The organism is Zunongwangia sp. SCSIO 43204 (assembly GCF_019904275.1).
GTDB classification, from domain to species: Bacteria; Bacteroidota; Bacteroidia; order Flavobacteriales; family Flavobacteriaceae; genus Zunongwangia; species Zunongwangia mangrovi.
In genome coordinates, this window is the sequence record NZ_CP063204.1 from 4038048 (window position 1) to 4050083 (window position 12036).

The 12036-nt window shown below is 35.7% G+C and carries 14 protein-coding genes; 1 reads left to right on the plus strand and 13 read right to left on the minus strand.

Annotation, left to right across the window (positions count from 1 at the left end; translation table 11 throughout):
- Nucleotides 1-37: 37 nt before the first annotated feature.
- From INR75_RS17860 to recR, 12 genes are all read right to left on the minus strand, one after another.
- Complete coding sequence (locus INR75_RS17860; RefSeq protein ID WP_223089881.1) at nucleotides 38-1696, minus strand: amidase family protein; 1659 nt, start codon at nucleotides 1694-1696, stop codon at nucleotides 38-40.
- Between the two features lie 244 nt (nucleotides 1697-1940).
- Entirely contained in the window at nucleotides 1941-2891 is a 951-nt protein-coding gene (gene ftsY / locus INR75_RS17865; RefSeq protein ID WP_223089882.1) for a signal recognition particle-docking protein FtsY, read from the minus strand.
- Between the two features lie 141 nt (nucleotides 2892-3032).
- The gene (locus INR75_RS17870) at nucleotides 3033-3182 is read right to left on the minus strand and encodes a DUF4295 domain-containing protein (RefSeq protein ID WP_092541799.1); all 150 of its coding nucleotides are present in this window, start codon (nucleotides 3180-3182) and stop codon (nucleotides 3033-3035) included.
- An 8-nt stretch (nucleotides 3183-3190) separates the two neighbouring features.
- Complete coding sequence (gene rpmG / locus INR75_RS17875) at nucleotides 3191-3373, minus strand: 50S ribosomal protein L33 (protein WP_013070733.1); 183 nt, start codon at nucleotides 3371-3373, stop codon at nucleotides 3191-3193.
- A 26-nt stretch (nucleotides 3374-3399) separates the two neighbouring features.
- Entirely contained in the window at nucleotides 3400-3639 is a 240-nt protein-coding gene (gene rpmB / locus INR75_RS17880; RefSeq protein WP_013070732.1) for a 50S ribosomal protein L28, read from the minus strand.
- A gap of 139 nt (nucleotides 3640-3778) precedes the next feature.
- A complete protein-coding gene (locus INR75_RS17885) occupies nucleotides 3779-5029 on the minus strand; it encodes a CinA family nicotinamide mononucleotide deamidase-related protein (protein WP_223089883.1) in 1251 nt (416 codons plus the stop codon).
- The gene (locus INR75_RS17890) at nucleotides 5029-5367 is read right to left on the minus strand and encodes an Hpt domain-containing protein (RefSeq protein WP_223089884.1); all 339 of its coding nucleotides are present in this window, start codon (nucleotides 5365-5367) and stop codon (nucleotides 5029-5031) included. Before INR75_RS17890 ends, INR75_RS17885 begins: the two co-directional genes overlap by 1 nt.
- A 4-nt stretch (nucleotides 5368-5371) precedes the next feature.
- A complete protein-coding gene (locus INR75_RS17895; RefSeq protein WP_223089885.1) occupies nucleotides 5372-5986 on the minus strand; it encodes a fumarylacetoacetate hydrolase family protein in 615 nt (204 codons plus the stop codon).
- A 32-nt stretch (nucleotides 5987-6018) separates the two neighbouring features.
- Nucleotides 6019-6963 (minus strand): carboxypeptidase-like regulatory domain-containing protein, encoded by a 945-nt coding sequence (locus INR75_RS17900; protein ID WP_223089886.1) that lies wholly within the window; start codon nucleotides 6961-6963, stop codon nucleotides 6019-6021.
- A gap of 2 nt (nucleotides 6964-6965) precedes the next feature.
- Nucleotides 6966-7739, minus strand: a complete 774-nt coding sequence (locus INR75_RS17905) for a 3'-5' exonuclease (RefSeq protein ID WP_223089887.1) — start codon at nucleotides 7737-7739, stop codon at nucleotides 6966-6968.
- 94 nt (nucleotides 7740-7833) lie between these two features.
- Nucleotides 7834-9183 carry a dihydrolipoamide acetyltransferase family protein gene (locus INR75_RS17910; protein ID WP_223089888.1) on the minus strand — a complete coding sequence of 450 codons (1350 nt, stop codon included), beginning with the start codon at nucleotides 9181-9183 and terminating at the stop codon, nucleotides 7834-7836.
- A 184-nt stretch (nucleotides 9184-9367) separates the two neighbouring features.
- Complete coding sequence (gene recR, locus INR75_RS17915; protein ID WP_223089889.1) at nucleotides 9368-9985, minus strand: recombination mediator RecR; 618 nt, start codon at nucleotides 9983-9985, stop codon at nucleotides 9368-9370.
- An 83-nt stretch (nucleotides 9986-10068) separates the two neighbouring features.
- Here recR and INR75_RS17920 point away from each other — a divergent pair, with 83 nt between their 5' ends.
- Nucleotides 10069-11532 carry a sodium:solute symporter gene (locus tag INR75_RS17920; RefSeq protein WP_223089890.1) on the plus strand — a complete coding sequence of 488 codons (1464 nt, stop codon included), beginning with the start codon at nucleotides 10069-10071 and terminating at the stop codon, nucleotides 11530-11532.
- Here INR75_RS17920 and INR75_RS17925 read toward each other — a convergent pair.
- A complete protein-coding gene (locus INR75_RS17925; protein ID WP_223089891.1) occupies nucleotides 11503-11865 on the minus strand; it encodes a CoA-binding protein in 363 nt (120 codons plus the stop codon). The two genes, INR75_RS17920 and INR75_RS17925, sit on opposite strands and share 30 nt — an antisense overlap.
- Between the last annotated feature and the right edge of the window lie 171 nt (nucleotides 11866-12036).

Genomic DNA, 12036 nt, shown 5'->3' on the forward strand with positions numbered 1-12036 from the left:
ATAAGTTTGGTAAATATAATCAGGTATCGTTGTGCCATTACTTAGAATAGTCTTTTGGTGGTTTACGCTGCTGCGATTCCTGCTCGTATGCATAAGCCCAGCGTAGTAAATTTTGTTCAGAATAAGGAATAGAAATAAAGGTTAAACCTTTAGGTTCTCCATTATCATCATAGCCCATAGGTACTGTGATCGCAGGATATTCTGCAACTGCGGCAAAACCGGCATGATAATTATTTATCGAAAGAACACCGTCTAAATCATATTCTTTCATCGGGATATTAAAAAACCGCTTTCCGCGTGTTTTTAGGGTATCTTTTATTGCCTGAAATTCTTCTGCTGAAGCGGTATCCTTTACAATTCCTTCAAACAATCCCTGCCCATAAGGAGCACGTTGCACTGAATCTTTAACATTAAAAGCCATTATATCTTCTACAGATCTAACGTCTACCCTTTTGCCATATCGCTTTAGATAAGCGGGAAGATCTTTTTTCATATCAAGATTTAACAGCCTAAGAAAATTTGGCAAATCGATATCTTCAGCTTCAAATTCGACGATTTGAGCTCCAACTTTTTTAAGATCGTTGATCGCACGACTATATAAAGAATCTTCAGTAAGTTCTTTGATCACACCCAATCTTACTCCGCGTAAACTTGTAGTATCTGTCAAAGCCGAATAATAATCTGTGGTCACTTTTATAGAATCTCCAAAAACTTTTGCGTCACTTGTATCTCTTCCCGCCATAGCACTCAACAAAATGGCGTTGTCCATAACGGTTTTAGTCATTGGGCCAGGAGTATCTAAGGTGCTTGAAATAGGAACAATTCCCGTTCTACTTAAAAGTCCGATTGTTGGTTTTAATCCCACCAAACTATTCTGACTGGATGGTGAAAGTATAGATCCTGAAGTTTCAGATCCTACTGCCAAAGGGGCAAAATTAGCTGCCACTGCAACGCCACTACCAGAGCTGGAACCTCCGGTATCAAAAATTCTACGTCCGTAAGGATTCAAAGTTTGGCCACCAACAGCAGAATATCCACTTGGACATCCCTTACAGAAAAAATAGGCCCATTCACTAAGGTTTGCTTTTCCTAATATGATTGCACCACTAGTTTCCAATTGAGTGGTAATAAAAGCATTTGGTGTTGTATTGCCTTGTAAAGCCACAGCACCCGCCGTTGTGGGCATCGTAGCCGTATTAATATTATCTTTTAGTAATACCGGAATACCAAAAATTGGACTTTTATTCTCGGTATTTTTATAATTTCTATCCTTTAAACGAGCTTCGGTAAGCACATCTGGATTAATCGCTATTACAGAATTTAAAGAAAGATTATTTTCACGATCTAGCTTTCGCATTCTATATAAATAAAATAAAGTAAGCTCTTCGTAAGTAAGTTCTTCTTTTGCGATCGCATTTTGTAATTCTGTCACAGATTTTTCGAGAATTATCGATTTTAAGCTATCATATTTCTTTTCTGTAACTTTATAAAGCTCGATTTCGAATGGCGACCAAAGCACATCATTCTCGATATATTTAGAATCTAAAACTTTAAACTCCAACATTTCATCGCCCTGAGATTGGCTTGTTGTTGTAGAATCTGAAGTTTCAATTCCTTGAGAATCGTCTGTACTTTCTTTATCTTTTTTACAGCCTATGATGGCCAATATTCCGCACAAGAATAAGATCTTTTTCATATGGGGTAATTAGTTGGTTGCTATTAGTTGTTGGTTTATTTGTATGTTCTAAAGAACAAATCTTATTCTGCTTAAAATTTCTTCGGAAGAAAATAGTCTTTAAAAGCACTAAAGTATATCCGAAAAATAGTCGTTTCCTAAAATGAATCGAAATCAAAAAAACTTCAGGAAGTTATCAAACTTGAAATTTATGATCTTGAACGCATATAAAATACAGGCTCAAAATCGATAAAATCAGCAAGGATTATTTGAAAAATGAATCTACAAACTCAAGTTTATTAAAAACCTGAAGATCTTCTACACGTTCTCCCACACCAATATATTTTACTGGAATCTGGAACTGGTCGCTAATCCCAATTACTACGCCGCCTTTTGCAGTTCCATCCAGCTTGGTTACAGCTAGAGAGGTAACTTCAGTAGCGGCTGTAAATTGTTTAGCCTGTTCAAAAGCATTTTGCCCGGTCGAACCGTCTAAAACTAAAAGTACTTCGTGTGGTGCATCTGGAATTACCTTTTGCATCACTCGTTTTACTTTAGAGAGTTCTTTCATAAGATTTACCTTATTATGCAATCTTCCAGCAGTATCGATAAGAACGACATCGGCATCCATTTTGACTGCATTTTGTACCGTATCAAAAGCAACAGAGGCTGGATCACTTCCCATAGATTGTTTGATAATAGGCACGTCTGTACGTTCTGCCCAAACTTGTAATTGATCTATTGCTGCAGCTCTAAAAGTATCGGCTGCACCTAAAACTACTTTTAATCCACGACTTTTAAATTGATTGGCAAGTTTACCAATGGTCGTTGTTTTTCCAACACCATTTACCCCAACAACCATCATTACGTATGGTTTCTTATCTGGAACAGAAAAATCTGTAGCGTTACCAGAATTTGTTTCAGATAACAAACCTGCAATTTCTTCACGTAAGATCTGATTAAGCTCGTCTGTACCCAGATATTTATCTTTAGCTACGCGATCTTCAATTCGGTTTATTATTTTGATTGTGGTAGCAACTCCTACGTCACTACTAACCAATACATCTTCCAGATCATCTAAAACTTCATCGTCTACTTTAGATTTCCCGGCAACAGCTTTACTCATTTTAGAGAAAAAACTGGTCTTACTTTTTTCTAGCCCTTTATCGAGAGTTTCTTTCTTTTCTTTTGAAAAAATCTTTTTAAATAAACTCATTTTTGATTGTTAGTTTTAATGAGAATGGTCCTAATTGAAAAAAGGACTCTATAATTAGGGGTAAATATACATAAAAAGAAAAAGCCGTCCAGATAACAAATCAGGACGGCCTTTTAAAAAAATTATAAATTTTTTATCCGATTACTTTTTCAAATAATCGTTAACATCTTCAGGAGCCATAATAGCTTCAACGAAAGTATATGCACCTGTTTTAGGAGATTTAACCATTTTAATAGCTTTGGTTAATCTCTTAGATCCTGTTTGTAATGCTGCAACTGATTTCTTTGCCATGACTCAAATTATTTAATCTCTTTATGAACCGTCATTTTTTTCAAGATTGGGTTAAATTTCTTTAACTCCATTCTATCCGGTGTATTCTTTTTATTCTTCGTAGTAATGTATCTTGATGTACCTGGTTGTCCAGAAGCTTTATGCTCGGTACATTCTAAAATAACCTGTACTCTGTTTCCTTTCTTTGCCATCTTAATTTGTTTTTATAAGTAAAGGATTATTTTTGAAGAAATCCTTTTGCTCTAGCCTCTTTAATAACGGCAGAGATTCCTTTCTTGTTAATATTTTTAAGCGCAGAGGTAGACACTTTTAAAGTGATCCATTTATCCTCTTCAGGAATAAAAAAACGTTTCTTAACCAGGTTCGCGTTAAATTTACGCTTGGTTTTATTCATTGCGTGAGAAACATTATTCCCAACCATCGCTTTTTTACCTGTAAGTTCACAAACTCTTGACATTGCTCTATACTTTATCTCGTTATTTCAAAACAGGGTGCAAATTAACGATTTTTATCCCTAATTCACAACACATTCTGTAAAAAAATTTACGATATTATTTTCGTTGTTATTGAGTATGAAATTATTGAAGAAAACACCTTTATTTCTGGCTGTAAATTTCTTCTAATACCAGCTCCATACATTTATTTACGGCCTTCCCAACCACCTTGTCTCTATGATTCCCAAAATTGAATTCTCTGGCAAAAACATGATCTGGTGTGGCGATCGCTAAAAAGACAGTTCCAACATCTGCATCGCTATCTCCTTTTGATGGGCCTGCGTTTCCTGTTGTTGCAATGGCGTAATCGGTTTGGTATAAAGCTTTTACTTTCCTGGCCATTTCACAAGCCACTTCATTACTTACCACAGAATATTTATCAATAAGCTCCTGCGAAACTCCAAGAATATTCACTTTAGCTTCTGTAGCATATGCCACCACGCTCCCTTTAAAAAAAGCTGAAGAACCTGCGTTTTTAGTAAATATAGAAGCTAATCTTCCTCCTGTAAAACTTTCAGCAGTAGCCAGGCTGGTATTTTTTTCTTTTAATAAATTACCAATCTGAACTTCTATAGGCTCTTCTTCCTCTACTCCTTTTATAATATCTCCAATGATCTGGCTAAGTGAAGCGATTTGATCATCTACTTCCTGTTCCATTATTTTAGGATCACTACCTTTTGTACTTAAACGTAAACGTACTTTACCCAAGTTTGGCAAATAAGCCAGGCGTATATGAGCCGGTAATGCTTCTTCCCAGGACTCAATTTTTTCAGCAATAGCACTTTCACCCATCCCTAATGTCAGCACTGTTTTATGCAAAATAAAAGGTCGTTTAAAACGCTCTCTAATTCTTGGAATTACCTCATCTTGCATTAATGCTTTCATCTCGTATGGCACACCCGGCATAGAAACAAATACAGTATTATCTTTTTTAAGCCACATTCCGGGAGCAGTCCCATAACTATTCTTTAAAACCTCTGCTTTAGATGGCACCAACGCCTGCATCCTGTTAAGATCTGAAATTGGTGTATCGATATATTTTTCAAAAAGCTCTTCGACATGCGTTAAAACTTCCTCGTCTTTTACCAGGGTATCATTAAAAAATTCGCAGAGACACTTTTTGGTAATATCATCTTTGGTAGGCCCAAGCCCACCGGTAATAATTACAATATCTGCTCTTTTTTGGGCTTCACCTAAAGTAGTTAAAATATGGTTCCATTCATCTTCTATAGAAGTTATTTGATGAATACTTACCCCTATTTTATTAAGCTCTTTTGCAATGTAAGCCGAATTGGTATCGATGATCTGGCCGATAAGAATTTCGTCGCCAATCGTTATGATCTCTGCGTTCATTACAGATTAAAATCTTGTTTTAATTCTTTGCAAACCTGCGTTACTTTAGCTGTAATCGTTCTTGCAGCTTTTGGAGCATCTTCTTTATTTTTCCCTTGTTTAGACCATTGCTCGATTACAGTAATTTCCGGCATTAACTGTAAACCAAACAATTTTAGGTTTGGTTTCATCTTATGGGCAAAACTGTAGGCGAGATTTGCGTTACCATTATTTATAGCTTCATTCATGGCTTCTACATCTGGCGGAATCTCTTCAAGAAAAGTTTGTACTACTACAAGCATAAATTCCTGATCACCGCCTGCCATTTCTTCTACATCTTTTAAATCGTAGCTACTCATGGGGTTATTTAATATTTATAGAAAAAATTTCTTCTTCTTCAATAAATCCGGTTAGATTATCCTCTGAAGCAACCGGGCCAACACCTGCAGGCGTCCCGGTAAAAATAATATCACCGATCTTTAATGTAAAGAATGTTGAAATATAAGCAATTAGTTCGTCAATTTTCCAAAGCATCAAAGAACTATTGCCATTTTGTACAATTTCGTCATTCTTTTTTAAACTGAAATTAATATTGTTTAAATCTGAAAACTGATTTTTATCCAGCCATTTTTCACCAATTACCGCGGCACCATCAAATCCTTTTGCTTTTTCCCACGGAAGTCCTTTAGATTTAAGTTTCGACTGAAGATCTCTGGCCGTAAAATCGATTCCCAAACCTATTTCATCATAGTATTTATGAGCAAATTTAGGCTGAATATGTTTTCCTACTCGTGTGATCTTTACCAGTAATTCTACTTCGTAATGCACATCATTAGAAAAATCTGGAATAAAAAAAGGCTGTTTTTTTAATAATATCGCCGTATCTGGCTTCTGAAAAACTACAGGATCTTCTGGCTTTTCATTTTCTAACTCGGCAATATGATCGGTATAATTTCTACCTATACAAATAAGCTTCATTTGCAATACTTTTTAATCTGTTTTTTTAGTCTCTAGTCTGTCAAGGTTATTTTGAATGCCGGAACTGGCAACATTCCAGAAAAAACTTCATTCGAATTATCTAAATTATCCATTTTTTGCCAGCCATTAGTGTCTTTGTAATATGAATTAAAACCTTCCCTATATTCTTCTAAAACTCCGCTAAAAACTGGTCCGTATTTACGCAATTTCACATCACGATAAATAATAGTGTCGTTAACACGATAATCTTTTTCTTCAAAATAGGCATTTTCTTCAATAAACAAATGCTCTACTGCTACAAAAAAGCCATCCTTTGGAACCGCAATTTTATATGGAAGCATATCAATTTTGCTTTTAAACTGGCTGGCCTCTTTCTGGATAATCAATCCATCGCTTAGTAAATCGTAGGAAGGTTTTCCTTTTTTATCTACTGCCATAATCCGCAACCTGAATTTCGCGCTTCCGTAAAGTGTTTTTTCTACGGAAAAATAACGGACTTCAATATTCTCTATAAAACAACCTTCATCAAACTTTTCCGGCTTATCGTAATATCTAGCTACAATACTTGGATATTGCCCACCGCTAAAATTACCAAGCCCAATAATTTCCTTATGTCGAAAATCGTTAATTCGTTTTCTCTTTTTTTCCTTAATATTATATAAACGAACTTCAGCTAAATGATCTACAGAAGGTTTTAACCGAATCACTTTTCCCTTTAATTCCTTTAACTGCGCATATTTAGATTCGTAACCTACATAACTAAATTTAACATCTGTATCTTCACTTATATCTTTTACTACAAAAGAATACCTACCTTCTTTATCTGTAGAAATTCCTCTTTTTTCTGGCTCTAAAACAATATTTACGTAAGGTAATGGCTTTAAAGTTTCAGCATCTACCACCTGCCCCACTGCTCTGATAGCTTGCCCAAGAGCGCTCATAGAAATAAACAGAAAAAAAAGAAGCAGAAGCCGCATTTTTAAAGTTTTGTATTCAGCTTACGTAATTTTATAGCGGTTAATACTTTCTTGGTATATAGCGGAAAATCTGCATTTTGTAACCAGCCAAAATAACCAGGTTCTTTCTCAAGCACTTCTTCTACCAGCTTGCCCCGATATTTACCAAAAGAAAAAACTTCTTGTCCTTTTTTATTAAAACTTATAAAACCGGCAAAATCTGCAAAATTCTTACGAGCACTGTATTGCGATAACCATTTAATATCGTTCTCCAGATCTTCATATTTATCCAATTGAGATTTTAAAACTTCGTAAGTAGCTTCGGTATCTGCAGCGGCACTATGCGCATCGATAAGATCTTTTCCGCAGTAAAATTTCAGAGCGGCTGCTAAAGTTCGCTGCTCTTTTTTATGGAAGATCGTTTGTACATCTACGGCAAGCATATTCTTCATATCAAAATCGATATCTGCACGTAGTAATTCTTCAGCTAAAAGTGGTATATCAAAGCGATTGGAATTATAGCCTCCAAGATCACAACCTTTAATCATGTCGTAGATTTGCTTGGATAATTCTTTAAAAGTCGGCTCGTTCGCCACTTTCTCGTTCGAAATTCCGTGAATAGCAATAACCTCTTTTGGAATCTCCATTTCTGGATTTACCAACCAGGTTCTACTTTCTTTATTCCCGTTAGGATACACTTTTAATATCGCTATTTCTACAATCCTATCTTTAGCAAGGTTCGTTCCGGTGGTTTCCAGATCGAAAAAACAAATAGGCTTTGTAAGCTTTAATTCCATCTTTTAAGGTTTGATTTTTCTTACAGCAATATAAAAAGAAAACCGGAATCGCCCCATAAAAAGCAATTCCGGTTTCTCTTTATATATATTAATTTTATATTTCTCTATTCTTATCGAAGCCTTCTAAGTATTGAGCTACACGTTGCACAAATTGTCCACCAAGCGCACCATTTACAACACGATGATCATAACTATGTGAAAGGATCATTTTATATCGAATCCCGATAAAATCACCTTCTGGAGTTTCGATAACAGCTGGCATTTTTCTAATTGCACCTAAAGCCAGAATCCCAACCTGAGGCTGATTGATAATTGGTGTTCCCATAATACTGCCAAATGTTCCCACATTAGTTACCGTATATGTTCCACCTTGTATATCATCTGGCTTCAGTTTATTTTGTCGTGCACGGTTAGCAAGATCATTTACAGCCTTAGCCATGCCTACAAGATTTAGCCTATCTGCATTTTTAATTACCGGAACGATAAGATTACCATCTGGTAATGCAGCAGCCATTCCTAAATTAATATCCTTCTTTTTGATCACTTTATCACCACTTACGGAGATATTTATTAAAGGAAAGTCTCGTATCGCCTTGGCCACGGCTTCCATAAATATTGGTGTAAAGGTTAACTTCTCCCCTTCTCTTTTCTGAAAAGCTTCCTTATGCTTGTTTCTCCAATTCCATATATTTGTCACATCAACCTCAATAAAAGATTGTACATGGGCAGAAGTTTGCACACTATCGATCATGTGCTTACTAATCATTTTACCCATACGGCTCATTTCGATGATCTCGTCTTCGCCAGAAGTCACCACATTCTCCTGATTTTTAAAAGCAGGTTCTAAATGATCTGATTTTGAAGTAGTATTGTTGGCCGTTGAAGCTTTTGGCTTGCTTCCACGGTTTTCTACATAAGCTAAGATATCATCTTTAGTAACGCGCCCATCTTTCCCCGTACCTTTTACGGTTTCCAGCTCTTCCAGGCTAATATTCTCTTCTTTAGCAATGTTTTTTACTAATGGAGAATAAAAACGATCTGAATCTGAATAATCTGAACTTCCTGTGGTTTCCATTGCGGTTTCGACCGCAGCTTCAGCTTCTGCAGCATGTTGCTCTACTTCATCAGAATCTGCTTGGCTATCTTCATCGCTCTCATCTTCTTCAAGATCAATAGCTAAATCATCATCCTGGTTAACTTCGCCATCAGTTTCTATAATAGCGATCGTTTGGCCAACTTCAACTACATCATCTGCCTCAAAAAGTATTTCTACAAGCTTACCATCTACTTCACTTGGTACTTCGCTATCTACTTTATCTGTAGCAATTTCAAGCACCGGTTCATCTGCTTCAATGGTATCTCCTACTTCTTTTAACCAGCTGGTTATGGTTGCCTCTGCAACACTTTCTCCCATTTTAGGTAATTTCAGTTCAAATTTTGCCATATCTATATTTGAAAGCTATTTTTTGTTATTTCGTTTGCGAATTTACTTAAATTAAAGGTTTTTAAATATTAAAAAATCAATAAAATATAAATTCACTGAAAATATTCTTGCGTCTACACTTAAAAATTTACTGTGTAAAATTACAATTTCATCCTTCAACCTGAAAGCAGAAGCTTAAAGCATTTTAACTTTTTAGGCTATTTTCGAAAGGAACTCGATTAGTAATACTTCGTCCTAAAGTTACCTCATCTGCATATTCTAGTTCGTCTCCTACACTAATTCCTCTTGCGATGGTAGATGTTTTTATACCCGTTCCTTCTAATTGTTTATAAATATAAAAGTTCGTCGTATCACCTTCCATCGTGCTACTTAATGCAAAAATGATCTCCTGTATCTTGCCATCTTTCACCTTTTCGATTAATGGTTTTATCGTAAGTTGTGAAGGACCAATACCATCCATAGGGCTTATTTTACCACCCAAAACATGATACATCCCGCGATATTGCCCTGTATTTTCGATCGCCATCACATCACGAATATCTTCTACAACGCAAACAAGGTCTTCCTGTCTGGAAGGATTTGCACAAATATCACAAAGCTCTGTATCGCTAATATTATAACAATTTCGACATCTTTTTATTTCTGCTTTAAGTTTAGAAAGTGCTTTGGTAAGTTGTTCGGTTTGCGTTTCGGGTTGCCTTAAAAGGTGTAAAACCAATCTAAGCGCGGTACGTTTTCCTATACCGGGCAACTGCGACATTTGGTCTACAGCCTGCTCCAATAATTTCGAAGAAAAATCCATAGCCGCAAATTTACAATTTTTAAACCGATGCAAATAGTTAGTAATATGCTAAGTTTGCAATTGTTTTGGTTAAATTCGTATTTATGGAACCTATACATATTGTACTACTCATCGCACTTTACTTTGGTGTTTTACTTTTAATTTCATATTTCACAGGAAAAGAAGATAGCAACGAAGCTTTTTTTAAGGCTGAAGGTAAATCTCCCTGGTACATCGTAGCTTTTGGAATGGTTGGCGCCTCACTTTCTGGTGTTACCTTTATATCGGTTCCCGGGTGGGTAAGAGATTCGCAATTTAGCTATATGCAGGTAGTAGCCGGTTATCTATTTGGTTATCTGGTGATTTCTTTCGTTTTACTACCCATTTATTACAGCTTAAATGTTACTTCAATTTATCAATATTTAAATAATCGCTTCGGAAACGTAAGTTACAAAACCGGAGCTTTTTTCTTTTTTATATCCAGAGTTTTAGGGGCTTCATTCAGACTTTTTCTGGTAGCCACCGTTTTACAATACTTTGTTTTTGAAGCATGGGACGTTCCTTTCGTGGTAACCGTTATCTTATCGATCTTATTAATTTGGATCTATACTTCGCGAGGCGGAATTAAAACTATTGTTTGGACAGACACCCTGCAAACCCTATTTATGTTAGGTTCTGTAGGGATTGCGATCTACTTTGTGTCGCAAGAATTAAACTGGACGATGAACGACTTTTTCTCGGCTCCAGAACTTGCTCCTTATACCAGCACATTCCATTTTGATAATTTTCTTGAAAAAGATTATTTCTGGAAAGCTTTCTTTGGTGGAATGTTTATTACCATTTGTATGACGGGCTTAGACCAGGATATGATGCAAAAGAATTTAACCTGTAAAAGCCTAAAAGATGCACAGAAAAATGTAATGTCTTACAGCCTGGTTTTTATTCCGGTAAATATCTTATTTCTTTTCCTAGGAGCACTTCTTTTTATTTATGCTGAACAAAACGGAATTAGCGTTCCCGTTCTAGACGGTAAAGAAAAAACCGATCTTCTTTTTCCTGAAATAGCTTTAAATGCTGAGATGGGAATGGGCCTTGCCATTATCTTTTTACTCGGCTTAATCGCTGCTGCATATTCTAGTGCAGATAGCGCTTTAACCAGTTTAACGACCAGCTTTTGCGTAGACTTTTTAAACATCGAGAAAAGAGAAGCCAGCGCCCAAACCAGTATAAGAAAACGAGCACATATTTTAATAAGCGTGCTTTTAGTAATCGTTATTATTGCTTTTAAATATTTGCTAGATAGCAGTGTAATCGATCTACTTCTAAAAGCCGCCAGTTACACTTACGGACCATTACTTGGTCTTTTTGCTTTCGGAATTTTTACCAAAATGCAAATAAAAGATCATCTGGTTTGGATCGTATCTTTAGTATCTGTGGTTTTGACCTTTATTTTAGGAAATCTACCATCAGAATATTTGGGCGGTTATGTATTTAACTACGAATTACTAATCGTAAATGGTGCAATCACCTTTTTAGGTTTAGTATTGATTCGTACCAAGCATAACTAAAGTACAGGCGTTTTGATATTCGATATTATTTTGCTCTAATATTCTGTAGAGTTCAGGATTCTCTGTTCCCGGATTAAAAATTACACGCTTAGGATTTAGCGCAACCAGATATTCGTAATATTCAGGTTGATTTGTTGGACCAACGTATAAGGTTACGGTATCTATATCTGTAAAAAGATCTTTTTCTTTTACTATATCAATTCCTTCAACTTCTCCTTCTCTTAATCCCAATGCAACAACGGGTTGTTGCTTGCTTACCAATTTTTTGATCGCCATATTAGAATATCTGGCTGGATTGGTAGAAGCTCCTATTACTAATGTTTTCTTTTTCATATTGTTAAATAACTCAGGGCCAACCCCTGATCTGTTTTTTTGAAATTAATTTTTATGTTGAGCCAAAGCTCAAATCATATAATCTCGATTATCGAGTAAAAATACTTTTTAAAATTTACTGTAACAAGTTTCAAACTTATCAGTCTTTATGGTAAGACTAGTCTAAAAATG

What these genes read in the sequence shown, in the direction of transcription:
- recR (WP_223089889.1), bottom strand. Translation starts at nt 9,985, where the DNA reads ATGGATTTTTCTTCGAAATTATTGGAGCAGGCTGTAGACCAAATGTCG.
- INR75_RS17890 (WP_223089884.1), bottom strand. Translation starts at nt 5,367, where the DNA reads ATGAGTAGCTACGATTTAAAAGATGTAGAAGAAATGGCAGGCGGTGAT.
- INR75_RS17925 (WP_223089891.1), bottom strand. Translation starts at nt 11,865, where the DNA reads ATGAAAAAGAAAACATTAGTAATAGGAGCTTCTACCAATCCAGCCAGA.
- INR75_RS17860 (WP_223089881.1), bottom strand. Translation starts at nt 1,696, where the DNA reads ATGAAAAAGATCTTATTCTTGTGCGGAATATTGGCCATCATAGGCTGT.
- INR75_RS17870 (WP_092541799.1), bottom strand. Translation starts at nt 3,182, where the DNA reads ATGGCAAAGAAATCAGTTGCAGCATTACAAACAGGATCTAAGAGATTA.
- rpmG (WP_013070733.1), bottom strand. Translation starts at nt 3,373, where the DNA reads ATGGCAAAGAAAGGAAACAGAGTACAGGTTATTTTAGAATGTACCGAG.
- INR75_RS17920 (WP_223089890.1), top strand. Translation starts at nt 10,069, where the DNA reads ATGGAACCTATACATATTGTACTACTCATCGCACTTTACTTTGGTGTT.
- INR75_RS17905 (WP_223089887.1), bottom strand. Translation starts at nt 7,739, where the DNA reads ATGGAATTAAAGCTTACAAAGCCTATTTGTTTTTTCGATCTGGAAACC.
- INR75_RS17910 (WP_223089888.1), bottom strand. Translation starts at nt 9,183, where the DNA reads ATGGCAAAATTTGAACTGAAATTACCTAAAATGGGAGAAAGTGTTGCA.
- rpmB (WP_013070732.1), bottom strand. Translation starts at nt 3,639, where the DNA reads ATGTCAAGAGTTTGTGAACTTACAGGTAAAAAAGCGATGGTTGGGAAT.
- ftsY (WP_223089882.1), bottom strand. Translation starts at nt 2,891, where the DNA reads ATGAGTTTATTTAAAAAGATTTTTTCAAAAGAAAAGAAAGAAACTCTC.
- INR75_RS17895 (WP_223089885.1), bottom strand. Translation starts at nt 5,986, where the DNA reads ATGAAGCTTATTTGTATAGGTAGAAATTATACCGATCATATTGCCGAG.
- INR75_RS17900 (WP_223089886.1), bottom strand. Translation starts at nt 6,963, where the DNA reads ATGCGGCTTCTGCTTCTTTTTTTTCTGTTTATTTCTATGAGCGCTCTT.
- INR75_RS17885 (WP_223089883.1), bottom strand. Translation starts at nt 5,029, where the DNA reads ATGAACGCAGAGATCATAACGATTGGCGACGAAATTCTTATCGGCCAG.